This is a genomic window from Methanoregula boonei 6A8 (genome assembly GCF_000017625.1).
Classification (GTDB): Archaea; Halobacteriota; Methanomicrobia; order Methanomicrobiales; family Methanospirillaceae; genus Methanoregula; species Methanoregula boonei.
This window is the reverse complement of record NC_009712.1, coordinates 1135590-1157799: the sequence shown is the minus strand read 5'-3', so window position 1 is coordinate 1157799 and position 22210 is coordinate 1135590. Positions and strand designations below refer to the sequence as shown.

Below are 22210 nucleotides of genomic sequence, written 5' to 3'. Positions count from 1 at the left end.
AACCGTTCTGGTGAAGATCGTTATGCCGATGGAGCAATACCGGGAGTTCCCGGAGCAATCACGAACCGGCAGTGATCGTCGCCCATCGCATAACAGGCTGTCTCATCCACCTGCTGGGGTTTCCGGTAATGCCGGGTAAATATTGCCTGGAGAATCCCGGAGTCAAAGGCACAGGCCGGGCGCCCAAGCTCCGGCAGGCTCCCGCACTCAAAGCAGTCATACACCCTCATCACCAGTGGCCCGGTACTCTCCACTTCAAGAGTGCCAAGGTTATTTTTGGTCCAGAATTTTGTGGTCCTTTCCAGGATCTCTTCAAGGCCCGGGGCCGCAAGGGCCGAATAGATCCGCTCACCGACCTCGTACCCTGCATTCCTGAGCACCGGGTCGATGTTGATCCCTTCAGAAAGAAGCGAGACCCGGATCGTCCGGAACATCAGCCGGTAGAACCGGAACGGATTCGGGCCGGCCACCAGCCGGGCGAGACCCTCCGGGGTCTCTTTGAGATCCGGGCGGACACCGGCAAGATTCCCAACCAGTGGTGAGGAAATGGAGAAGAGTTTCTTGCGGGAATCTTCGGGATTCCTCCTCCCGATTATAATCCCTTCATGTTCGAGTCCCTGGAGCTGCACCGAGACCGTGGACTTTGCTTTCCCCGACTGCCGGACAATCTCGTCAAAGGGCAGTTCGTGCTCAGCAAGCACGGAAAGAATCTTCGCACGCGCCGGTGACTGCACTGCCCGTATACCGGACGGTGTTGCAAAAAGGCCCACGGCCGGTGTAGCATCAGGGCGGCACTCTTGTTCGGATTCCTTTTCTCCTGACATGAAGTACTCCCGCAGATTTGTCTATATCACTAAACGCAAACTAGATATATAATCTGTTCGTAACAAATAGAATGTTCGTATTTGATAGAACAAATGGTGAACTGCCATGAAAGCAACAAAATTAGCAGAAGGCGTCTACTGGGTAGGTGCCATTGACTGGAACCTGCGCGACTACCACGGTTATACCCTGCCGGGCACGACATATAATGCCTATCTTGTGGTAGGAAAGAAGCATACCGCACTCATCGACAATACCTATCCCGGCCATGAATTCCAGATGATGGAGCGGATTAAGGATATTATTGATCCAAAGAAGATCGACATCATCGTAGCAAATCACGTGGAAAAAGATCACTCGGGAGCGCTCCCGATGCTCACCAAACTCCTTCCGGGTGTCCCGATCTATTGTACGGAAGCAGCGGTTACCGGTTTTGGAAAGTACTACGATACCAAGGGCTGGAACTTCAAGACCGTAAAAAGCCTGGACAAGATCGATTTGGGCGGAAAAACACTGGTGTTTGTCGAAGCCCCGATGCTCCACTGGCCCGACTCCATGTTCACCTATCTCGCCGAGGACAAGATACTCTTCCCAAACGATGCCTTCGGCCAGCACATTGCCGGCTGCGAACGTTTCGATGACGAACTGGGAAAAGAAGCATCCTTTGCCCATGCGCAGAAGTTCTTTGCAAACCTGATAGTTCCCCTCGCGCCCAAAGTATTAAAGAAACTTGACGAGGTCACCAAACTCGGCATCCCTATCTCCATGGTCGCACCGAGCCACGGGATCATCTGGCGATCATATGCCGGCGACATCATCACAGCATACGTGAACTGGTCGCATGGCGTTGCAAAGAATAAAGTGACCATAGTCTATGATACCATGCATCACTCTACCGACATGATGGCCCAGATGCTGGCCGAAGGCGTCATGGCCGAAGGCGTTGCGGTGAAAGTCTGCATGCTCAAGGACGGGAGGTTCGAAGGAACACACCGGAGCAACGTAGTCACCGAGATTCTTGATTCAAAGGCGGTTCTCGTTGGTTCTCCCACGCTCCAGGATGAAGTGTACCCGACCGTGGCCGACTTCCTCTCGTACCTGCACGGTGTCCGCCCCGGCAGGCTGACCGCTAAAAAGATCGGGTTTGCCTTCGGATCGCATGGCGGCCAGGGTGGCGCAATTAAGATCGTCACCGAGGGGCTTAAGAAAGCCGGCATCGAGACAATCAACGACGGATATGAAGTGCTGTACAAGCCCGATGCAGCAGAACTCGCAAAATTGTACGAACTGGGCCGGGAGGTTGCACGCAAAGTAAAAACAATGTAGGCTCAATAACGATTCCCCCGGCGCAGCAATGCCCCGCCATCATGCACCAGCCCCATCCCTCATGGTGCCCAAAAGGGCACCGATCTCCTCCTTTTTTTTATGCAAATCTCCCGGGACACAACCCAGATTACAAAGAAAAATCCGGATCCCTGCCGGATTCCCGGTCATTTTTCTGCACAAAACAGGGATTTGTACACTTTCCTGACACTCAGGTATAAGTGGCAACATGCCCCATGCATCCGTATCCGGTTCTTTTACCAGAGAGGAGGAGACCTGTGCCAACAACAGACCTGAACAAACTGATGCTGGAGATGCCAAAAAGGCTGGGAGCAGATCTTTCCGGGATAGCAACCTGCAAGACACTGGCCGGGGGACCGCCTTCTGCCGATCTCACGCAGGTTCTACCGACAGCGCAGTCTGCGATCTGTTTTGCGATTGCGCTCGATGAAGCCGCACTTGAGCGGTACCTGGCAAAAAAGGACCACGAGACGTTCAACAAAAACAAGATCCGTGCCACCACTCTCGCCAACGGGATTGCACTGGAGATGGCCAATTTCCTTACCCAGATCGGGTACGCCTCGGTCCCGGTCTGTGCGAATTTCCAGTACCGGAACGGGAACGGCGTAACCTATGCCGATCGTATTCCCCTTATCTCACACCGTTACCTCGCGGTCCGGTCCGGGATCGGGCATTTCGGGTACTCAGGCCACGTGATCACGCGTGACTACGGATCGGCCATTGTCCTTGGATCGGTGGTTACCGAGGCAGAACTTGCGCCCACCGATCCGCTTCCCGCAGGAGAAAACTACTGCAATGACTGTCGGCTGTGCCGGGCAGTCTGCCCGTCCGGGTTCATCTCCCCGGACGCGAGGGTAACGGTGCGTCTTGGGGACCGCGAATTTTCGTACGCAAAACGCGGAGCATATTCCCGGTGCGGGTACGTCTGCGGGGGGATTGGGGGGCTTGACCGGTCCGGGAACTGGTCCAACTGGTCGCCATCGCGGTACCCGGTTCCGGAGAAAGATGAGGAACTCCCGCAGGCAATGGCCCGGGCCATGCCCGCATACCTTGGACGGACACTTCCCGATCAAATCTTTTACATCTCATTTAGGCCCGGCTATGCGCTGGATTATTCCTGCTCATTCTGCCAGCTGGTCTGCCACCGCGATCCTGCGATCCGCGGGAAACGGTACAGGATGGTAATGGAGGGAGGCGTTGTTGTCCAGGATGCAGACGGTTCCTGTCACGCGGTATCCCCAAAAGAGGCACGGCAGAATCTTGATGCCATGGAACCGGAGCGGCGGTGGCTGTACGAGCCGGCGGAGGAGACACAGCAATAATACGGATGTGGCCTCACTCTTTTTCGCCGGTGCATTTTCTAGAGGAATGGGACAAGGGATTTTAAGGACCGTAGCTGCGATCAGGAAACTGCACCACGGCAGTTTCTGATGGAATGCATGAGATGCTGGCGATAGTTCCCTGGTTTTGGGATGCATGTGCCCTTCTCCGGATTATTTCACAAGGATCAATGGAGGGGACCGTTTCAGTAATTTTCTTTATTACAAACGGAAATCTTCCGGTTTGCCCCCGGCAAAAAACCTGCACGAAGGATTCTTCTTTTCATTTCCCCGGTAAAAGGGCAAGACGGGCAGTTCGTACCAAAATATTCTTATGATGCCCTGTTCATGGCTTTATATGGATCAGGGAACTTTTTTTGTAACCTCTCTTGCTGCACTCTTTGCCATTATCAACCCGGTGGGGAACATCCCCTTTTTTATCATGTACACGTCCGAGATCCCGTCACCCCGTACCCGCCAGGCGGTTGCCGTACTTCTCGGCCCGGTCATTTTTGTGACCGTTCTTCTCTGCATGTTTTTTGGCTCGGCAGTACTTTCGTTTTTCGGGGTGTCGATGCCCGCCTTTGAAATTGCCGGCGCAATTATCCTGATGATCATTGCCCTTTCGATGATCAGCGGCACCCGCACCGAGCAGGTGCATGCCGCCACCTCTTCCGAGACCGGGCTCACCTGCTGGAAAGCGGCCGAAGCGTACATCCCGAAAATATTCATTCCCCTGATCTTCCCGATCTACATTGGCGGAGGGACGATCGCGGTCTCAGTTCTTTACGGTAACGATGCCCTGACCGGAGGATTCCTTGCAGCGGCCATCGGCGTTACTGCCATCATCTGCATCATTATTATTGCCTGCAATCTTGCCTCCGATGCAATCACGAGGGTTCTCGGGAAACAGGGACTGGAAATTGTTGCCCGGCTTGTAGGGGTACTCCTCCTTGGACTTGCAGTCCAGATGTTTGCAACAGGGGCAGGCGAGATGGTTGCAACATTTATCCAGACCCACGGGATCTAGAAGGTTCCGGGCCGTACTGATGCCCGCAAGGACGAGAACTCTCATCCCGTAGCTCACCGCCCGGCATTGGTGGTGAGCCGGACTTTTACCGAATCTTTTCCGAGTTGTTCGGTTTCGAGCGTATATCCCCGGCGTTCCGCCTCAATCTCGATCCAGGGAGGAACGTGGCTGCAGACGATCTCAAGGTTCAGAAATCCCCCGCACTGGATGAACTGCTGGAGGACCTGCTTGCTTGAGAGGTCCGGGCGTTTTCCCTGGACCTCTTTTATCGAGATAAAGAAGTTCCCCGGGGTCTTTTCTATGGGTTTTGGAATACCAGCTGCCGCAGGTGTTCTGGCAGCGGCTCTCTCCTTTTCTTCATCGGCCCAGACCTGATCGAGGAACTCTTCGGGCCGGCCCGCGATCTCCCAGAGTGCGCACCGGGCCTTCTCAAGCTCGAAATACAGCGCCCCGCTTGCCGACCGGGTCACCACGATCCGGCAATTGCCAAGATGGGAAAGGATCCCGGCGGCCATTGCCCGCAGCCCTTTGAGCCCCTGCGCAGGATCGACAGCAAGCGGCATCTCCCGTACCCGTTTCCACGTGCCGGCCTCTTGGGCATAGACCGCAAGGACACCCGGTTCGCCAGGCGTCCCGGTAGTCCCGTCTTCCCCAAGGATTACTGCAATCTCTTCTGCCATCGTGTCTCCCGTTCGAATTTTTCAGGGTTACCGGTCTTTAGATCACGAGCCGTTCGACAGCGTTTCCGCCTTCGATATGCGTATCCATGATCTCGGTCACGTCATCCGGCGTCACGGCGCCGTACCAGACATTGTCCGGGTACACGACCACGACCGGCCCCTTGTCGCAGATCCCAAAGCAGCCGGTGTTGGAGAGGAATACTTCCCCGCCGCAATCCCGCTCTTCAATCTCTTCCATAAAGCGCGACATGATGGCAACCCCCTCTTTTGAGTGGCAGAATCCTTTCTGCTGCCCGTTTGCACGGGAGCTGGTACAGACAAAGATATGGTGTTTTGGTTTTTGCATAGGTATTACACTCCTTCTGCTGTGCAGAGTTCTTCTTTGATCTTCTGGCGGTACGTGGCGTACTTGTGTTCTAACAGCGTGTTGGTGAACCGGTCGAGAAACGCGAGCGTTCCCCGGTAGCCGGCCGACAGGATCCTCTGGCCGCCGATCCGGTCATGGATCGGGTAACCGGCCCGGACAAGGGGAATGCCGTACCGCTCGGTAAGCAGTTTTCCCCCGGAGTGCCCAATCGCTATATTTGCCTCAGCCCCGAGCGCCGCAGCGGCAACGGCCGCAAAGTCTGCTTCCTCAAGAACGACCGGAGGTTCGTCCGCATTGAGGACGAGCGGTGCGAGCCGTTCTTTAAGGAGGCTGTTTTTTGAGCCGGTCGAGATGACCACCGGCATGGCCCCGTTCTCTGCGCAGGCCATCGAAAACGCGTACACGAGCTCCGGTTCGCCATAGACCACCGGCCTCCCGTCGGCATTGAACTTGTGGGAATCCGCCATGCCGTCAATGAGCCAGCCCCGTTCGAGCGCGAGTTCTTCGGGAACGGGATTCCCGCTGACGTTCGCAAGGGTCTCAACAAAGAGATCCACATTCCCAAGGCCGATCGGGAGGGGGAGGTTCACGAGCGGGACATTGTACTCCTGTTCGAGATACCGGCCGGGTGAGAGGCTGTCAGGGCAGGTTGTCCCAAACTGGATTGTTACCGGGGCTCCCGGCATCTCCGCTATCCGTTCTGCCGGGGTTCCCCCGGTCGGGATCTTCTGGTATTTCCCGCCAAACGGGCGGTCAAGCGTCATGGAGAAGTCCGGGAGCAGCGTGTACTCAAGGCCCATGAGTCCGAGGATACGTTTGATCTCGCGGATGTCGGCCGGGCTGATGTTCGGGATTATCACGTTGATGCGCCGGTGGGATGATGCGGGACGTGCATAGTAGGCAACAATCCCCCGGGCGGCCGCCCAGAACCCCTCGGCATGCGTACCGCTGTAGCTGGGCGTCGGGACCGGGATGATATCGATCCCGGCGATCTTTTTTTCTTCAATGTAGGAGGCGACGATCCGGTCGAGGTCTTCGCCCATGGTCTCGGCAAGGCAGGTCGTTAAGATTCCAAGGACGTTGGGCTGGTACACCCTGATGACATTGTCCATGGCTTTTTTGAGGTTTGCCTCGCCTCCGTGGATCGTCTGTTTCTCGTTCAAGGACGAGGACGCGATGTCAAATGGCTCATTGAAGTGCTCGACATTGGCCAGGCGCATGTACGTGCTGCACCCCTGCGAGCCATGGACGAGCACCATCGCATTCTTGATCCCCTTGAATGCCACGACACCGCCGATGGGCATGCACATGTTACACTGGTTCTCATTGACCTGTTTTGCCCGGCCCGGTACCGGGGCAGCATTTTCACCGGGCATGCGCTTCTCCTCCCGGGGCCGGGGACCGGGCGCGTTCCCAGACCGGCGAGCAGGTGGTGACATACACTTCGCGGGCAAACCGGACTGCGCCTTCAAAGCCGGCAAGGCCGTCTTTCCGGTCATGGTTGTGGTCGACAAAGCCGATCCCGAGTTTGTAGGCAAGGACGCGCTCCTTGACCCCGCCGATCATGACATCAACGTGTTTTTCAAGAAGGAATTTTTCCAGTTCTGCCGGGTTAGCGTCATCGATGATGATCGTTCCTTCGGAGAGGATCCGGCTCATGCTCTCGTACTCGTCGGCTTTACCGGTCTGGGTGCCGGTAAGCGCGATCTCCATCCCGAGGCCCCGGAGCTGGCGGATGATCGCAATGGCCTTGTAGGCCCCGCCCACGTAGATCGCAGCGCGTTTCCCCCGCAGCCGGGCCCGGTACTTCTCAATGGCCGGCCGGATCCGGGCCATCTCCCGGGCGATCAGCGCCTCGGCCCGTTCCATCATGGCCGTGTCATCGTAGAACGCAGCGATCCTGCGCAGGCTCTCGGCCGTGTTCTCGGGCCCAAAGAAGTTCACATCCATGTACGGCGTCCCGAAGGTACGCTCGAGGTTCTGGGCCACCCAGTGCATGGAGCCGGTGCACTGGACAAGGTTAAGGCAGGCAGACGGTGCCCGTTTTAAGGCCGCAACCGTGGAATCGCCGGTAAAGGCAACGTTTATCTCAATGCCTATCTCCCGCAGGTACCGTTCGGCCAGCCATTTTTCTCCGCCGAGATTGTACTCGCCAAGGAAATTGATCTTTTGTGTTTTTTCAATAGTCCCGCCCTCTTTTGGCCGGATAAGCCGGAGGAGGGCTTCGGCCGCGGCACGGTACCCGACTACCTTGTTTCCCGAGATAAACCCGCTCGATTCAACCGGGATGATATCGGTATTATGCCGGGCGGATGCGGCTTTGCAGACGGCAACAATGTCGTCGCCGATCATGCCCGAGACGCAGGTGGCATAGACAAATACGGCCGGTGGATGGTACTTCTCTACCACCTCGTCGATGCAGGCTGCAAGCTTTTTTTCGCCGCCAAAGATGACGTCTTTTTCTTTCATGTCGGTAGAGAAGCTGGTCCGGAACAGTTCCGAACCGCTTGAGAGGCTTCCCCGGATATCCATTGTGTAGGTAGCGCAGCCGACAGGCCCGTGGATCAGGTGGACCGCGTCGGTCACCGGGTTTAAGACCACCCGGGCTCCGCAGAAGACGCAGGCCCGCTGGCTGACCGAGCCGGCAAGGCTGTCATCAGCACAGTGAATGCGGGTCCGGCTTTTTCCCGCGGTCTGGATGGAGTCCTGGCGCTCGGCGATACACGCGGTCGCAGCCCGCGGAAGCGTGCATGATTCTTCCATAGTGAATAGTCACCTCCTTTCTGTTGTGCGTTCTTTTTTCCTTGAGATCTACAGGACCAGTTCGAAGTCCTCGTCAAGGGCATCGCGGTCGCGGCGTTCGAGAAATGCGTTACTGATCTGCTCGATCAAGCGCAGGCAGCCCCGGTAGCCAACCACGGGCATGAGCGGGTGGACGGCCCGGTCAAGAATGGGAAAGCCAAACCGGACAAGCGGGATGTCCTCGGTCCGTGCAATGTACTTCCCGTAGGTTGTCCCGATCATCAGATCGACTTTTTCCTCCCGGATCCATTCGTGAAGCTCGAAAAGGTCGCCCTCGGCTTTGACCCTGCTTCCCGTTATGCCCGCTTCGTCGAGCATCTTTGTGACCGTTGCCTCGAACTCTTTTCCCGGCGTCCCGGTAAGGACGTACTTCGGGACCATGCCCATGGTGATGACAAACTCGGTCATTGCGATCACATGATCGGGGTCGCCAAAGATCGCCACCGTCTTTCCCTGGTAGTGGAAGTGCGTGTCGATCAGCGTATCGATGACCTGGCCGCGCTCGATCGCGATCTCTTTTGGGATATCTGCACCGAACCAGTCCTTTACGGCCATGATGAAATCATCGGTGGCTTTCAGGCCGATGGGGAGTTTTAAGGGGATACCGGTAACGCCGCATTTCTCCTGGAGGAGGTCGGCTGCCGCATTCGATGCGAATGCACCAAGGGCAAGGGTAACTTCGGAGTTGCCCGAGTCCCGGATCTCGGCAATGGTTGTGCCGCCTTCGGGATACATCTGGTACTTGCTTGTCAGCGGTGCGTCAAGGACACCGGAGGTGTCCGGGAACATGACGAGTTTTACCCCAAGCGCAGTGACGATTCGCCGGATCTCGCGCATGTCGCCGGGGTTTACAAACCCCGGGATGACATTGACCTGCTCTTTTTTGGTCTCACCTTGTGCCTCTGCCAGGTACGCAACCATGGATTTGCACATATTGGAGAATCCCGTGATGTGCGAACCCACGTAACTGGGGGTGTTGGTGTGGATGACGATCTTTCCCTCGGGGATCTCGGACTGCTTGATGATGTTTGGGATATCGTCCCCGATCGTTTCGGACAGGCAGGTCGTGTGGACCGCGATGATGTCCGGGTTGTAGATCTTAAAGATGTTCTTGATCGAGGTTTTCAGGTTGCTCGCCCCGCCAAAGACCGAAGCCCCTTCGGTAAACGAACTTGAGGCGGCAAGCACCTGGTCACGGAAATGCCGGGTCAGGTGCATACGGTGGTACGCACAGCAGCCCTGCGAACCATGGCTGTGCGGGAGGCACCCGTGGATCCCAAGGGATGCATACATGGCACCGATCGGCTGGCAGGTTTTTGCCGGGTTGATCTTGCCGGTTGTGTGTTCGGTTTTTCCTTCGGGCACGCATTCAAGCATCGTTCGCACCTTCCTGTTTTCCTGTATCGGGTTCTTCGATTCGTTCCCAGGGGGGCACAATCATCTTCCAGGCCGGCGTTGTCAGCGTATGGGCAACATCGTTTGCGAAGTTGATCGCGCCGTTGTATCCCGCATAGGGCCCGGCATAATCGTACGAGTGCATCTGTTTTGCCGGAATTCCCATTTTCTCTGCAATGTACTTGTCGCGGACGCCGGTGAAGATCAGATCGGGCCTGAGTTTTTTAATTAACTCCTCAAGCTCGTAGTGGTTGCAGTCGTCGATCATGATGTCCCCGTTTTTCATATCAGGGTACATCCCTTCGTAGTAGTTGAGCGGAACCTCTTTTTTTAAGGCCTCAAACTGCTCTTTTGAGAGATTCAGGTACTCGTTTCCTTCCCGGTACAGCTTCTCATCGGCTTTGAGGTGAAGTTCGGGAATGTTTTTGGAATCCGCATCGCTTTTGATGGTCGGGATGACCTGCCGGCCTTCGTAATCGTCGCGGTGGGCAAATTCATAGCCGGCAACAACGACCTCCATCCCGAGATCCTTTAACAGATGCTGGTAGTGGTGGCTGCGGGACCCGCCGACAAAGGCAAACGCTTTTTTGCCCCGGCAGATCTTCCGGAACTGTTCGAGCGCCGGTTCGATCCGGGCGGTCTCCCGTGCAATGACCTCCTCGGTCTGTTTTTCCAGTTCGGGGTCACTGAAACATTTAGCCATCTGGCGCAGGGATTCGTTTGTCGCTTCGACACCGACAAAGTTGACCTTGAGCCACGGCGTCCCGTACTTGGTCTCCATCATCTCGGCGATGTAGTTGATCGAGCGGTGGCACTGGACGAGGTTTAAGTCTGCAAGGTGCAGGTTTTTGATGTCCTCGTAACTTGCATCGCCGGTCATGACGCAGTTGACCGTGTAGCCGCAGTCTTTTAAGATGCGCTCCTGCTCCCAGCCATCGCCGCCGATGTTGTACTCGCCAAGGACGTTTATGACGTGTTTACCGGGTTTTCTCTCATTTCCTTTCCCGATCACGTTCTGCATGATGGTGTTGTTGGCAATGTGGTGGCCTGCCGATTGACTGACTCCTTTGTAACCTTCGCAGGCGTACGCAAGCACCTGGATCCCGTGGCGTTCTGTCGCCGCTTTTGCAACAGCACCGATATCATCGCCGATAAGCCCGATAGGGCAGGTCGAACAGATGTTGATGCCCCGGGGATGGAATGCAGCAACAATCTCGTCTATCATCCTGGCGAGTTTCTTGTCCCCGCCAAAGACAATATCCGGCTCCTGCATGTCGGTGGTAAAGCAGAGCTGCGAATAGATCTTGTCTTTTGGCGTTGTGCTGTCTGCCCGTGCCTTGTTCCGTCGCGTTCCCCAGCTGTAATAACCGCAGCCCACCGGGCCGTGGGTGATCGTGATCATATCCTTGATCGGTGCGACTACCACGCCTTTGCAGCCGGCATAGGCGCAGCCCCGCTGGGATATGATACCCGGGATCGTACGCGTGTTTGCCTCAATCTGGGGGCAGGCAACATCTGCCTCCGATTTGATGACAATATGTTTCTTCCGGTTTTTTTTCACCGTATCCGGATACTGCGTGTAGAGCTCTTCCAGTGTTGTATCCATTCCGTCCATGATGTTTTTGGCCTCCTCAAATCCCCCTTACCAGATGGCGGCCTCTCCGGTCTCTCCGGTACGGACACGGACCGCATCGTACACCGGCAGGACAACGATCGTCCCGTCACCGATCCCGTGATCCGTGTGGTTGGCTTTTGTGATCGCCTCAACAATGCGGGGTACGTCCTCATCATGGGCAAGGATCGTAAAGAGACGCCGGGGGAAAAACCGCGAACCATCCAAAAATGCGGTCACCTGTTTTTCCGTTTCCGATGAATCGCTGAAATCGTCTGCCCCCATCGAGAGGAGTTTCCCGCGGCACTCTTCAAGAACGCCGGGATCCGTGATGAGTTTCCCGCGCCCGAGCACTTTTACCGCGGTAAAACCGGCAACACCGGTCTCAACAAGGGCTTTTTTGGTGGCGCCGGTCTTTTTCATCCGGACTATGGCCATGATCTCTTTCACGTGCCATCCGCCCCTTCTAAAGTCCCCTGCTGTTTTTTGATATGGTATAGACCTCGTCAACCGGGCTCACAAAGATCTTCCCGTCGCCAAAGGTACCGTTTGCCCCGGTCCGCCCGGTCTCAAGCACGATCTTTACGACCCGGTCCTTCTCCTCATCGGGAATGACCATGAGGATGAGCACCTTTGGGATCTCGTCGTACACCATCCCGCCAATTTTGATCCCCTTCTGCTTGCCCCGCCCGACCACGTCTACCATGGTCGCGGCATTGAATCCCGCTGCAGAAAGGTTTGCAAGGACTTCGTCTTTCTTTTCCGGTCGTACTATTGCACGCATGAGTAACATTGTTCCAGCCTCGTAATTGCCCGTAGTTTCTGGTTAATTCGCACACATCAGACAGTTTTTTTAGGCAATTGCATCCAGGAACCCGTGTTGCATCATGAGTTCCTCAAGCCGATCCTGGGTCATGGGCTTTGGCACAACAAACATCTTGTTTTTGTCGATAGCCTCGGCAAGGCTGCGGTATTCGCTGGCCTGGCCGGATGTCGGATCGAAGTCCACAACGGTTTTCTTGTTGATCTCGGCACGCTGGACAAGGTTGTCACGCGGGACAAAGTAGATCAACTGCGACCCGAGTTCTTCGGCAAACGCCTGGAGCAGTGCACGCTCGTTATCGACCTTCCGGCTGTTGCAGATAATCCCGCCAAGCCGGACTTTGCCGTTTACCGCGTATTTCTGGATACCTTTGGAGATGTTGTTTGCCGCATAGAGGGCCATGAGTTCCCCGGATGCGACAATGTAGATCTCCTGGGCCTTGCCCTCACGGATCGGCATGGCAAAACCCCCGCAGACCACATCACCGAGCACATCGTAGAACACGTAGTCGAGATCGGGCGTGTACGCTCCCAGCGATTCGAGCAGGTTGATCGAGGTAATAATACCGCGTCCCGCACAGCCGACGCCGGGCTCGGGGCCTCCCGATTCCACGCACATTGTTTCCTTAAAGCCGGGTTTCAGGATTGCGTCAAGCTCGATATCGTCCCCTTCATCACGGAGCGTATCAAGCACCGTCTTCTGGCAGAGCCCGTGCAGCAGGAGCCGGGTTGAATCCGCTTTCGGGTCGCAGCCGACCACCATGATCTTCTTTCCGGCCTCGGCAAGCGCCGCCACCGTGTTCTGGGTTGTTGTCGATTTTCCGATACCGCCTTTTCCGTAAATTGCCACCTGTCGTGTCATGGATCGATTCCTTACGCTACCACTATTATGAGGAGCACCACACGGTCCTTTACCGGCAGGGCCGGTTATACCCGCCCGCATCCGCTCCTGATATACCCAGCAGACGATCACAAAAATCATCCGCATCGCTTTTTTTGTGCTTTCCTTTTTTTTAGGACTGCCATGCCCACGTAAACAAACGTGGCGCTTCGCATGGTTCCCAAAGAAGCTGCCGCATCCAAACTCCCGGTTCGGGACTCCCGGCATTACATAACCGTTTTTAGGAAAAAGATCCCTCCTTTTTCCTGCCCGGCCTGTAAGTCCTTCGTCATTCCGCCCAAGAGTAGACCGGCTGCTTTGACGTGTGCAATGCAGCACCCGGGCACAAAACGCAGCGTGCGCCTCCTGCCCCCGGCCGCCGCACCGCAGGCAGGTGCCGGAATCCCCGGGCTGCCACCGATACAAGCAGTGTTTTTTGCATCATTCCTCCATTCTGCAGATCACACTCTGCTTTACAAATATTTATATTTGATAGTAGGAACATTCTTTCTATCATAATACTGGATGATGAAAGATAATTGCCCATGATTAACCGTCTGCGAAAAGATCTGGATCGCCGGAGGGCAAAAACTCGCGAAACGGCATAAACACTGCCCGGGCCTTCCACCGCACACTGTCATCAGGAAAGGACCAGGAAGAGTTGGACCAAGCCCGCTGCGCCGCACTAAAAAAAATTCCGGCCCCGGGCACCAGGCGTTAATCCCAAACAAAGAGAATCTTTTGGGACCGACACTGCCCCGGAGGCAGAGCCGGCCCTGATAAAAGCCGGGTAACCGGTTTTTTGCCGGGTTCTGCCGGACACTGGCGGCCTTATCCGCAATGCCATACTTCTTTACGTTCCGGGAAAAACCATTCTCCATATAACCAGACCGGGGCGCACCGGCCCGGACCGGGAACACCGTTATGTGGGAACCTGATGCCAGAACACTGTTTTTGATCCTTTTCCTTGCAAATGTCTTCCTTGCACTGATGCTTTTTGCATTCTGCCGGACACAGAAGACCTATTACGGGCTCCGCACCTGGATGTTTGGCCTGATGATCATCTCCTGCGGCTATTTCCTGTTCATGCTCCGCGGTGCAATACCCGACCTGCTCTCAGTGATTGCCGCAAGCATTCTTGTTATCCTCTCTGCCATGCTCCGGGCAGACAGTACCCGGAGGTATTTCTGGTCAAAACCGGTCCCTCCGGCCATCTATGCCGTGCTCATCCCGTTAGCGCTCGGGTTTGTCTATTATACGTATATCGCGCCTTCTGTCCTTCCCCGCGACATACTCTCGAACCTTATTCTTGCCCCCGCCATTCTGGTGGCCGCGTACTATGCGGCATGTGCACCCGACCCGGAGTCCCGCCCGCTCAGGCTCGGTTTTGCCGCCTCGCTTGCGGTTGTTATCGTGCTGCTGACGGCCCGTAATATCGTCTGGCTGTTTACCCCCGGGGGCGATTATACCATTACCTCCCCTGACCCGCTCAACCTGCTCCTCTTTACCGTTGTGGTAATCACCGATATCCTCACTACGGGATTATTCTTAATGCTCAATATGGCCCGGTCCCAGTCTGAACTGCGTGCAAGCGAAGAGCGGTACAGGAATCTTGCCGACAACCTGCCGGACTACGTGGTCGTCCATGACGGGAAACACATACGGTTTGCCAACCTGGCGGCAGCCCGGATCCTGGAGCGGTCCCAAACGGATCTGGCCGGTCAGCCGCTCGCTTTGTTTCTGACCCCGGCAAGCGCCGATGCAACAGAAACACGGATCCGGGCCGTACTTGGAGGGGCATCAAAGCCGGCCCCGGCAGAGATCGACATCCAGCTGCCAAAAAAGAGCATCCGGCACTGCATTGTCCGGACAACAGTGATCCACGATAATGGCGTTCCCGCACTTATGTCGGTCCTCACCGACATTACCGAGCGCAAGGCCGCAGAGGACGCCCTGTCCCGGGCAAACAAGAAACTCACTATCCTTTCCTCAATTACCCGGCACGACATCAAGAACCAGCTCCTCCCCCTTTCGGCGTACCTGGATCTCGCGGGGGAAAACCTCGATAAACCCCGGGTGGTATCGGATTACTTAAAAAAAGCGGGAAAAATTTCCGGGATTATCGGGAACCAGATCGATTTTACCCGGGCATATGAAAGCCTGGGGACAACTGCCCCGGTCTGGCAGAATGTTGCCGAAAGTATCCGGAGGGCCGAGACCTCACTCCCTGCCGGGAATGTCCGGATCAGCGTGGACCGTCCGGACCTTGAGGTGTTTGCCGATCCGCTCATTGAGAAGGTTTTTTTCAACCTGATTGACAATGCCCTGAGGTATGGAGGAAACCGGATGGAAACCATCCGGTTTTATTCCCGCAAAACCCCGGCCGGGCTTATCCTTGCCTGCGAAGATGATGGTGCCGGTATAGCAGAAGAAGACAAAAAACAGCTTTTTTCCAAGGGGTTTGGGAAGAACACCGGCCTTGGCCTTTTCCTCTCCCGCGAGATCCTCTCCATTACCGGGATCACCATTACCGAAACCGGCGAGCCCGGCAAAGGGGCCCGGTTCGAGATGCTCGTGCCAGCCGGGGAGTACCGGTTTACCGGAGAGAGCCAGTAAACCCGGTATGTGCCGCTGGCAGGCGTACCCGGACGTATCTCTGAGGGGATTTTTTAAGCAGCCGGTTGCGGGGCAGCTATGCAGACAGTCCTGCCGGTAAAAAATTATTAATTTCCCAAACCACCAAAGGACTCCTATGCCAGTTGTCCATGTGGAACTCTATGAGGGCCGGACCCGGGAAGTAAAACAGAGGATCGTTTTTGGGATAACAGACGTTTTTGTAAAAGAAGGCGTATCGTCAGAAGCAGTCACCGTGATCCTGACCGAGATAAAAAAAGAGAATTATGGGACAAACGGGAAACTGGTTCCTGCCGACAGGACCTGATCGCCATCAGGTATGGTTGTCCCTGCCGGTCTTTGGGAATGCAGCGTAAGCCGATCGTTTTTCTTTTTTTTAGTTCACCTGTGCCCGCGTTATCCCCATAACAAGAATGATCCGACATCAACCCGGATTTGGTACAGGATGAATTCCGGCTAAAAAGTGCCCTTCAAAAAGGTAAAATATCCCGGGCATCCCTCACTGCTAAGCGTGGGAGTACCTGATGACATCCCCTCACGATCACCCGGCAGAAAAAAAGATGCCCGTGCTCTTTATCGGGCATGGATCGCCCATGAACATGGTGCTTGACAACCGGTTCACCCGGCATCTTGCCGCACTTGGTGCATCCCTTCCCCGGCCAAAAGCCATTCTTGTGATCTCGGCCCACTGGCTTGCAGACGGGAGTTATGTTACCTGCACCGACCGGCCCCGGATGATCTATGACTTCTACGGTTTCCCCGGGGAACTCTACCATGTACAGTATGGATGCCCCGGGGCACCCTCCCCTGCACAGCGCACCGTTGAAAGTTCCGGAGGTGCAATCCGTTGCGACCAGTCATGGGGAATCGACCATGCGGGCTATTCCATTTTGAAGTACATGTTCCCGAATGCGGATATCCCGGTCTTTGAGATGAGCCTGGACTATGCTTTCGGTGACCGGCACCCAAAACCGATCGCGTACCATTACACGCTTGCGCAAAAACTCGCACCTCTCCGTGAGCAGGGCGTCCTTATCATTGGCAGCGGAAATATCGTGCACAACCTTGGCCTTGTGGATTTTGCCGACATGGATGCAGCACCACCGGCCTGGGCCGTTGAAGCAGACGCGTGGATGCGCGACAGAATCATTGCAGGAGAGCACCGCAAGCTCTTCACGTACCCGTGGGAAGGAGGAAGCGCAGCCTCGCGTGCGGTGCCAACACTCGACCACTACCTCCCGATGATCTATGCCCTCGCCCTGCAGGAAAAGGAAGAGAACGTGCGCTTCACCTTCGAAGGATTCCAGAACGGATCCCTTTCCATGCGATCGTTCCGGATCGGGTAAAAGGGAATTCCGGCTCCCCTCAGTCCCGCAAAACGCGTGATCGATCCCTTGGCCGCCACGGTTTAAAAGCCGATCATGTACCCGTAGTGCGAGTAGACCTCTTTTATGAGCTCGGGCACCTTCGGGTTGGTCCAGTCATGCATCCATTCGGACACGAGCGATTCGACCGTGATCGGGATCACGCCGGCCTGGATCATCCGCCGGATGCCGTACGTATGGGCATCGCGTGTTGAATCACCGGCAGCGTCCATCAGGCCGTACACCTCGTACCCTTCCCTGAGGGCATGAAGAGCAGTATAGGCAAAGCACATGCTTGTCCACAGGCCGGAGATGACCATCTTTTTGCGGCCGGTTTTCTTTGCCGCGTTCCAGGTCTTTTCATCCTCGAAGGCATCGAACCCCGGGACTTTGCGTGCAAAGGCCTCCTGCCCCGGGAACAACGCGGTGATCTCCGGCATGAACTCCCCGTTTGAGGGAGGATTGATAGCCGACAGTACCACCGGGACAGAAAGAATCTGTGCCGCTTTTGCCGCACAGAACGCCGCATTCCGGATGATGGTCTTGTCTCCCGATGCAACGCCTTTGAACATTGTTGACTGGTAGTCCACAAGGACAAGCATACTGTTCTTGTCGCTCAGGAACTCCAGGCAGCCTTTTGGTGCAGATGTTGTCATGTTTTTTTCACCACTGTATGATAAAGGGAATTCTGCCACGCGGACATTAAACATTGGGATAGGGGCAGTTTTTTTTGTTTGAGAGAACGCGGGGATCTCCGGTTATAATCGGCAAAACGATCTTATGTGCCGGCACGTATTGTCCCGGTTTTTCTTCCGGATTTTTCCGGTGGAATGCTACTGCGTCCGGTGTCCCATACTGCCGGGCGCTGATCTCCATAGCCTGCGAGGAGATTGGATATGCGTTTTTCCTTGGGGTTTGCGGGAAAATAAGCCCGTAAAATCGTCCGTTTCGGTTCGCGTGGAAATAGGGGCAGTAAATCGATTTATTTGCCAAAATACGCCCAATTTAAGCCCCATATAATGCCCAATAGCGGCCCATAGAGGCCCTTTTTTGGCACTTTTTTCCGGGAAGGAACAAATACCAGTTTGAGGTGAGATCAGGGCAGGAAAGGGCCTTTATGAGCCTCATTAAAATCGTCCGTTTTCAAAAATACGGCTGATTTGGGCTTATTTTTGAAAGTGGGGAAACGGAGCCCGATACGGGCTCCGATGGATCCAAAAAAGGGTCATCCGGGCTCAATTTAGGGCCGGATGGGTTCAGGTCTTCACGCGGACAAAGGGGGGATAGAGGAGCCCGACCAGGGAAACATCCGGGGTCAGACAGGAGAAGCAGGTCCGCAGGAAATCAGACGGTATCCTGTCCCGTGCCCCGGACCGAAAATACAAAGATCACCGTGACTACCGCGGCGAGCAGGAGGGAGACAGAAAAGCCGGCAGCATAGCCTGCAAGCGTAATGACCACACCGGTGATGAGCGGGCCGGAGGACTGCCCGATGTCCATGATCGAGGAGAGGGCCCCCATCGAAGATCCGATCTGCTCCTGCTTTGCCACATCGGCTACGTACGCGCTTGTCGCTACCGTGGAGACCGCGATCCCAAGACCGAAAAGCGCGCTTGCAGCAAGAAAGCCCGGGAAAGTCGAGGCTACCGGGACTGCCGCAATTGCAATACCGGTGACAAGAAGCCCGGTCACGATCTGGATTCTCCGGTCGATCCGGTCGGACAGGCGGCCAAACACCGGCTTGGTGCCGGCAATGATCAGGACCTGTACGGCAAAAATGATCCCGGTCTGGTAGGCTGCAAAACTGAGGGAGGCAAGGTACAGCGGGAGAAATGTCTCAAAAACCCCGTAGGCAAAATAGCTGGCCATGTCTGCCATTGCGGTTGCCCGAAGCCTGCGGTTGGTCACAAATGTTGCAAGGCTTTCCTTATAGACACCGATGCCGGGCAGGACAAGGGAGCCGGCCTCCGCCTCCCGGTACCGCAGGATCAAAACAAAGACCGGCAGGGCAGAAAGTGCGGCGCAGATATACACCATCCGGTAGGCGAGAAGGCCGGGCGCAAAGAGGAATGCCGTAATGATTATCCCGCCGGCAAGCGGGGCAAGCGTCCGCCCGACAAGGGTAGCCGAGGCATAGGTACCGAGTTTTTCACCCCGGGAATCCGGGAATCGTTCGGCAATGATGGCCGAAACCACCGGCCCAAGAATCGCAGTTGCAGTGCCGTGGAAGAACCGGACCGGGACCAGCCAGACCGGATCGGTAATAAAAAGGTACAGGATCGGTGCGATAAGAAAGACAAATGCAGAGATCACCAAAAGCCGGCGCCGACCCAGGTGATCGGAAAGGACGCCGACCGGAAACGAGAACAGGACACCGGCAAGCGGGGAGACCGCAGCAATTACGCCAAGGAGCGCTGGACCGGCGCCAAGCGACTGGACAAAGAGAGGGAGAACAGGGCTTTTAGAAATGGTTGTTGAAAAGATGGCAAAGAACCCGATGAGGCAGAGATAGTACATCAGGACGCGTCCGGACCAATTCCTGCCCTCCATCTCCGGATCCACCGACATGAACAGTACTTTCCTGCCGGTGTAAAAAAACTAAGCGCGGCAAAAAAGCACGAGAAGAAAGTGAAGGTACCGGGAAAAGGAAAAATCCGGGAGAGTGACCCTGCCAAAACAGGACGGAATGCATCTCCCGTCCCTCTTTTCGATGAGATCAGGAGTGAGTTACCTGGCGGTGCAGTTCTGCAATCGCGGTCATGGTCTTGTACCCCCGGTCAGTAATGATGTAATCCCCCCGCTCGTGGCGCTGGAGGATCAGGCCGCAGTCGAGAAGTTTCCGGATATGGAACAGGAGGTTTCCCCCCTTTAGGCCGGTGATCCCGGAGAGATCGGAGAATGTCCGGGTCTGGGCGGAGAGCGCTTTTAGGATCTGGAACCGCTGGACATTTGCCACCGGTTCGAGAATGTTTTTTACCACCGATTCATCGGTTGTCCCGGGCTGGTCCGGGATATTCTCCCCGGGCTTCTGGTAAATGCCCAGGGACTGCATCAGGTCCACCTGCTTTTCAAAAAGGCGGTACACTTCGGTAAAGCAGGTATCGCAGCGATCGGACGACCCCTTTGCCCGCAGGGCTTTTATCTGCTCCCGGTAAGACTGGATGATCTCATCGGAGACCTCCCCATCCCGGATGTGCTTTGACGTGGTCTGCAGGAAATTCATAAAAACCTGGTAGCATTTCTCCCGCATCCCGCACTCTCCCACCATATGGGCGGAGAGATCGGTTTTTGCATTCTCGACCTGGTGATCGGAAAACAGGCCGGCATAATTTTTCCTGAGATCCCCAAGAACTGTTGCAACATGCTGCTGGTTTGCGTGCTCGATGAACCGTTTGAGATCGGTCCGGAGCCCGGAAATCTCGGTTTTCAATTCGCGGATCTCTGTCAGTGTCCCAAAAGCTGCGCCCATAATTCCTGCATCCCTGTTATTGCTCCCTTGTCATGAACCCGGGGGTCATTTTTCTGCACCGCAATTGTCTAGTATATTTTAGTGACGCTCAAGTATATATTTCTAACAACAGTATCAATCTCTGGTGAAAGAAATGCAGACTTGGAAATACACAGGTAAGGATGTATCAAAGGAAAAGGCACAGGAATCCCTCGCAGCGGTAAAGGGCGCCTGCTTTGGCTGCGGCACGCATAGTGCGGACTGCCCGATTGCCGGGGCAGCAGGGGCAATCTCTGAAATGCTGGGTTGCGAGACCCTTTCGGTAAAGGAACAGATCCACGCACAGATCACCGGTGCCCTGAAAGGAGCGAAATTCCCGGTCAAGACTCCAAAGGATCTTATTGCAGCATTCCCGAATGGCGCAGATACAACCTGCCAGGTCGGGGACCTTAAGATGACTGCGGGCGAGGCAGGAAAACTGCTCAAGGCATCGGATTTCCCGTTTAAGAATGCAAAAGCAGTTGCCGATGTCATTGTTGACCGGGCAGGGCTCTGATACCGCGACAGGAAAAAGGAAGTGAGTGTACTATGGCAGGATTAACCAAAGAGATGAAAGAAGCGTTTGGCAAGATGAAGATCTTCCCGGTAGCGACCGCAACAAAAGACGGGACACCAAACGTTGTCCCTATCGGGGTCGTGGAACTCGTAAGCGACGACACGATCTGGATTACGGACAATTTCATGAACAAATCGCTGGAAAACCTCAAATCAAACCCAAAAATTGCCCTCTATGTCTGGGGACCGGAGATCAAGGGATGTTTCCAGGTAAAGGGCCACGCGACCGTTAAGACCAGCGGCCGGGATTTTGACGAGATGAAGGCAACGCTCAACAAGAAAAACCCGGCACTCCCTGCACGTTCCCTTATTATTGTAAAGATCACTGATGTGTTCGAATGCCAGCCGGGTCCGAACGCCGGAAACAAAATCCTCTGATTTTTTTTGGCAGCTCTTTTTGGCAAACAACCCGGATTTATCGTGTGGCTCCGGTTCACGCGCTTCTTTACCATCCCCTGCTGCAAGGGCACGCATCCTGCCGGGCAGGCACACCGGTAAAATACAGATCCAAATAACAGGCCATATATCCATGGTAAGATAAAGTGTGTAAAATCATTACCAGGGAATGATGGATGGGACACGCATGAAGACCGAAAAAGTCATGTATTTCTCAGAAAAAGAAGAAGAGTTCGCAAACCTGCTCATTGAGATTGGCACCAGGAAAAATATTGCAAAGGTCCTGGTCTTCCTTGCCGGCACTTCCCCGGCAACGTCCCGGGCCATCGAACGGGGCACGGATCTCCGCCAGCCCGAAGTGAGCATTGCCATGAGATCACTTTCCAACCGTGGCTGGGTCTCAAGCCGCGAGAGCAAGGCAGAGAGCAAGGGGCGGCCGGTCAAGATCTACGTCCTTGCAAAGCCCATTGGCGAGATCATGGACAGCATCGAGAGCGAGAAGAAGAAAGAGGCCACAACGCAGCTTGCCATGATACAGAAATTACGGGAATATATCCGGTAAAATCCGGGATCCGGGCAAGGATAGTCCATCCTTTTTCGTCTTTCATTTTTACAGATTTTCCCGGCATAATCAATCGTGTCGGCAGGCAGGGTGGCACCGGGTTTTCCCATAGAGACTC

At 55.3% G+C, this 22210-nt stretch carries 22 protein-coding genes; 9 read left to right on the top strand and 13 right to left on the bottom strand.

What is annotated here, in order from left to right:
* Positions 1-20 precede the first annotated feature (20 nt).
* Positions 21-824 (bottom strand): V4R domain-containing protein, encoded by an 804-nt coding sequence (locus MBOO_RS06020; RefSeq protein WP_012106700.1) that lies wholly within the window; start codon positions 822-824, stop codon positions 21-23.
* A 106-nt stretch (positions 825-930) separates the two neighbouring features.
* Between MBOO_RS06020 and MBOO_RS06015 the strand changes: the two genes are divergently transcribed.
* The 3 genes from MBOO_RS06015 (at position 931) to MBOO_RS06005 (ending at position 4515) form a co-directional block, all read left to right on the top strand.
* Positions 931-2148: an FprA family A-type flavoprotein gene (locus MBOO_RS06015; RefSeq protein ID WP_012106699.1), complete on the top strand. Its 1218-nt coding sequence runs from the start codon at positions 931-933 to the stop codon at positions 2146-2148.
* A gap of 275 nt (positions 2149-2423) precedes the next feature.
* Positions 2424-3488, top strand: a complete 1065-nt coding sequence (locus MBOO_RS06010; protein ID WP_012106698.1) for an epoxyqueuosine reductase — start codon at positions 2424-2426, stop codon at positions 3486-3488.
* A 355-nt stretch (positions 3489-3843) separates the two neighbouring features.
* Positions 3844-4515 (top strand): MarC family protein, encoded by a 672-nt coding sequence (locus tag MBOO_RS06005; RefSeq protein WP_048068326.1) that lies wholly within the window; start codon positions 3844-3846, stop codon positions 4513-4515.
* Between the two features lie 53 nt (positions 4516-4568).
* Here the strand turns inward: MBOO_RS06005 and MBOO_RS06000 are convergent, their stop codons facing one another.
* The 9 genes from MBOO_RS06000 to nifH are packed head-to-tail and all read right to left on the bottom strand — an operon-like array spanning position 4569 to position 13055.
* Positions 4569-5195 (bottom strand): Fe-only nitrogenase accessory AnfO family protein, encoded by a 627-nt coding sequence (locus tag MBOO_RS06000; protein ID WP_012106696.1) that lies wholly within the window; start codon positions 5193-5195, stop codon positions 4569-4571.
* 37 nt (positions 5196-5232) lie between these two features.
* Complete coding sequence (locus MBOO_RS05995; protein ID WP_012106695.1) at positions 5233-5541, bottom strand: 2Fe-2S ferredoxin; 309 nt, start codon at positions 5539-5541, stop codon at positions 5233-5235.
* Positions 5542-5546: 5 nt separating this feature from the next.
* Positions 5547-6938, bottom strand: a complete 1392-nt coding sequence (locus MBOO_RS05990) for a nitrogenase component 1 (protein WP_012106694.1) — start codon at positions 6936-6938, stop codon at positions 5547-5549.
* Positions 6928-8325, bottom strand: a complete 1398-nt coding sequence (nifE, locus tag MBOO_RS05985) for a nitrogenase iron-molybdenum cofactor biosynthesis protein NifE (protein WP_012106693.1) — start codon at positions 8323-8325, stop codon at positions 6928-6930. Before nifE ends, MBOO_RS05990 begins: the two co-directional genes overlap by 11 nt.
* 48 nt (positions 8326-8373) lie before the next feature.
* The gene (nifK, locus tag MBOO_RS05980; RefSeq protein WP_012106692.1) at positions 8374-9741 is read right to left on the bottom strand and encodes a nitrogenase molybdenum-iron protein subunit beta; all 1368 of its coding nucleotides are present in this window, start codon (positions 9739-9741) and stop codon (positions 8374-8376) included.
* Positions 9734-11374, bottom strand: coding sequence for a nitrogenase molybdenum-iron protein alpha chain (gene nifD / locus MBOO_RS05975; RefSeq protein WP_012106691.1), 1641 nt, complete (start codon positions 11372-11374; stop codon positions 9734-9736). Before nifD ends, nifK begins: the two co-directional genes overlap by 8 nt.
* Positions 11375-11401: 27 nt before the next feature.
* Entirely contained in the window at positions 11402-11821 is a 420-nt protein-coding gene (locus MBOO_RS05970; protein ID WP_048068325.1) for a P-II family nitrogen regulator, read from the bottom strand.
* A gap of 16 nt (positions 11822-11837) precedes the next feature.
* Entirely contained in the window at positions 11838-12164 is a 327-nt protein-coding gene (locus MBOO_RS05965; RefSeq protein ID WP_012106689.1) for a P-II family nitrogen regulator, read from the bottom strand.
* Between the two features lie 60 nt (positions 12165-12224).
* Entirely contained in the window at positions 12225-13055 is an 831-nt protein-coding gene (gene nifH / locus MBOO_RS05960; protein ID WP_012106688.1) for a nitrogenase iron protein, read from the bottom strand.
* A 942-nt stretch (positions 13056-13997) separates the two neighbouring features.
* Between nifH and MBOO_RS13030 the strand changes: the two genes are divergently transcribed.
* The 3 genes from MBOO_RS13030 to ygiD all read left to right on the top strand — a co-directional run bounded on the left by MBOO_RS13030 (position 13998) and on the right by ygiD (position 17053).
* Positions 13998-15689: an ATP-binding protein gene (locus MBOO_RS13030; RefSeq protein WP_012106685.1), complete on the top strand. Its 1692-nt coding sequence runs from the start codon at positions 13998-14000 to the stop codon at positions 15687-15689.
* A gap of 136 nt (positions 15690-15825) precedes the next feature.
* A complete protein-coding gene (locus tag MBOO_RS05945) occupies positions 15826-16014 on the top strand; it encodes a tautomerase family protein (protein ID WP_012106684.1) in 189 nt (62 codons plus the stop codon).
* A gap of 217 nt (positions 16015-16231) precedes the next feature.
* Positions 16232-17053 (top strand): 4,5-DOPA-extradiol-dioxygenase, encoded by an 822-nt coding sequence (gene ygiD, locus MBOO_RS05940; RefSeq protein WP_012106683.1) that lies wholly within the window; start codon positions 16232-16234, stop codon positions 17051-17053.
* A gap of 62 nt (positions 17054-17115) precedes the next feature.
* On the opposite strand, the gene MBOO_RS05935 is transcribed toward ygiD, so the two are convergent.
* The 3 genes from MBOO_RS05935 to MBOO_RS05925 form a co-directional block, all read right to left on the bottom strand.
* Positions 17116-17727, bottom strand: a complete 612-nt coding sequence (locus tag MBOO_RS05935; RefSeq protein ID WP_012106682.1) for an isochorismatase family protein — start codon at positions 17725-17727, stop codon at positions 17116-17118.
* Positions 17728-18415: 688 nt separating this feature from the next.
* Positions 18416-19639, bottom strand: a complete 1224-nt coding sequence (locus tag MBOO_RS05930) for an MFS transporter (protein WP_012106680.1) — start codon at positions 19637-19639, stop codon at positions 18416-18418.
* 148 nt (positions 19640-19787) lie between these two features.
* Positions 19788-20540 (bottom strand): winged helix-turn-helix domain-containing protein, encoded by a 753-nt coding sequence (locus tag MBOO_RS05925; RefSeq protein ID WP_012106679.1) that lies wholly within the window; start codon positions 20538-20540, stop codon positions 19788-19790.
* A gap of 133 nt (positions 20541-20673) precedes the next feature.
* Between MBOO_RS05925 and MBOO_RS14155 the strand changes: the two genes are divergently transcribed.
* The 3 genes from MBOO_RS14155 to MBOO_RS05910 all read left to right on the top strand — a co-directional run bounded on the left by MBOO_RS14155 (position 20674) and on the right by MBOO_RS05910 (position 22092).
* On the top strand, positions 20674-21075 hold the full coding sequence (locus MBOO_RS14155; RefSeq protein WP_232385638.1) for an MTH865 family protein: 402 nt from the start codon (positions 20674-20676) through the stop codon (positions 21073-21075).
* Positions 21076-21107: 32 nt separating this feature from the next.
* The gene (locus MBOO_RS05915) at positions 21108-21512 is read left to right on the top strand and encodes a pyridoxamine 5'-phosphate oxidase family protein (protein ID WP_012106677.1); all 405 of its coding nucleotides are present in this window, start codon (positions 21108-21110) and stop codon (positions 21510-21512) included.
* Between the two features lie 205 nt (positions 21513-21717).
* On the top strand, positions 21718-22092 hold the full coding sequence (locus MBOO_RS05910; protein ID WP_048068323.1) for an ArsR family transcriptional regulator: 375 nt from the start codon (positions 21718-21720) through the stop codon (positions 22090-22092).
* The last annotated feature ends 118 nt before the right edge of the window (positions 22093-22210 follow it).

Excerpts from the sequence above, each read along its gene's own strand:
- MBOO_RS06020 (WP_012106700.1), bottom strand. The coding sequence starts at position 824 with ATGTCAGGAGAAAAGGAATCCGAACAAGAGTGCCGCCCTGATGCTACA.
- MBOO_RS06015 (WP_012106699.1), top strand. The coding sequence starts at position 931 with ATGAAAGCAACAAAATTAGCAGAAGGCGTCTACTGGGTAGGTGCCATT.
- MBOO_RS06005 (WP_048068326.1), top strand. The coding sequence starts at position 3,844 with ATGGATCAGGGAACTTTTTTTGTAACCTCTCTTGCTGCACTCTTTGCC.
- MBOO_RS06000 (WP_012106696.1), bottom strand. The coding sequence starts at position 5,195 with ATGGCAGAAGAGATTGCAGTAATCCTTGGGGAAGACGGGACTACCGGG.
- MBOO_RS05995 (WP_012106695.1), bottom strand. The coding sequence starts at position 5,541 with ATGCAAAAACCAAAACACCATATCTTTGTCTGTACCAGCTCCCGTGCA.
- MBOO_RS05990 (WP_012106694.1), bottom strand. The coding sequence starts at position 6,938 with ATGCCCGGTGAAAATGCTGCCCCGGTACCGGGCCGGGCAAAACAGGTC.
- nifE (WP_012106693.1), bottom strand. The coding sequence starts at position 8,325 with ATGGAAGAATCATGCACGCTTCCGCGGGCTGCGACCGCGTGTATCGCC.
- nifK (WP_012106692.1), bottom strand. The coding sequence starts at position 9,741 with ATGCTTGAATGCGTGCCCGAAGGAAAAACCGAACACACAACCGGCAAG.
- nifD (WP_012106691.1), bottom strand. The coding sequence starts at position 11,374 with ATGGACGGAATGGATACAACACTGGAAGAGCTCTACACGCAGTATCCG.
- MBOO_RS05965 (WP_012106689.1), bottom strand. The coding sequence starts at position 12,164 with ATGTTACTCATGCGTGCAATAGTACGACCGGAAAAGAAAGACGAAGTC.
- nifH (WP_012106688.1), bottom strand. The coding sequence starts at position 13,055 with ATGACACGACAGGTGGCAATTTACGGAAAAGGCGGTATCGGAAAATCG.
- MBOO_RS13030 (WP_012106685.1), top strand. The coding sequence starts at position 13,998 with ATGTGGGAACCTGATGCCAGAACACTGTTTTTGATCCTTTTCCTTGCA.
- MBOO_RS05945 (WP_012106684.1), top strand. The coding sequence starts at position 15,826 with ATGCCAGTTGTCCATGTGGAACTCTATGAGGGCCGGACCCGGGAAGTA.
- ygiD (WP_012106683.1), top strand. The coding sequence starts at position 16,232 with ATGACATCCCCTCACGATCACCCGGCAGAAAAAAAGATGCCCGTGCTC.
- MBOO_RS05935 (WP_012106682.1), bottom strand. The coding sequence starts at position 17,727 with ATGACAACATCTGCACCAAAAGGCTGCCTGGAGTTCCTGAGCGACAAG.
- MBOO_RS05930 (WP_012106680.1), bottom strand. The coding sequence starts at position 19,639 with ATGTCGGTGGATCCGGAGATGGAGGGCAGGAATTGGTCCGGACGCGTC.
- MBOO_RS05925 (WP_012106679.1), bottom strand. The coding sequence starts at position 20,540 with ATGGGCGCAGCTTTTGGGACACTGACAGAGATCCGCGAATTGAAAACC.
- MBOO_RS14155 (WP_232385638.1), top strand. The coding sequence starts at position 20,674 with ATGCAGACTTGGAAATACACAGGTAAGGATGTATCAAAGGAAAAGGCA.
- MBOO_RS05915 (WP_012106677.1), top strand. The coding sequence starts at position 21,108 with ATGGCAGGATTAACCAAAGAGATGAAAGAAGCGTTTGGCAAGATGAAG.
- MBOO_RS05910 (WP_048068323.1), top strand. The coding sequence starts at position 21,718 with ATGAAGACCGAAAAAGTCATGTATTTCTCAGAAAAAGAAGAAGAGTTC.